1 pseudogene is annotated in these 365 nt (G+C 64.7%); it reads left to right on the forward strand.

The features are described from left to right. Nucleotides 1–27 precede the first annotated feature (27 nt). Nucleotides 28–365, forward strand: a pseudogene (locus BST40_RS28610) (beta strand repeat-containing protein); the annotation flags it as partial.

Raw genomic sequence — 365 nt, forward strand, 5'->3', positions numbered from 1 at the left:
ACGGTGGTCGGGGATGGCAATAGTGGAGTGACCGCCGATGCCGAGGGGAACGTCAATGTGGTGACGGCGGCGACCGCGGTTTTTGATGGTAATCAAGCGATTTCGGCAACTGCTGTCGGTGGCACCAACGTGGCTACCGCAGCCACTGTCGTCGGCAACGCCAACAATGGGGTGGCCGCCAGTGCGGATGGCAGTGTCAACATCGCGTCGGCGGCCACGGTGGTGGGTGCGAACAATGGTGGGGTTGCGGCCAGCGCTGTTGGGGATACCAATGTTGCGACGGCGGCCACGGTGGTGGGCGATCGCAATGCTGGGGTGTTGGCCAGCGCGCAGGGGGTGCGCAATATTGCGACGGCGGCCACGGT

Source organism: Mycobacterium persicum, assembly GCF_002086675.1.
Lineage (GTDB): Bacteria > Actinomycetota > Actinomycetes > Mycobacteriales > Mycobacteriaceae > Mycobacterium > Mycobacterium persicum.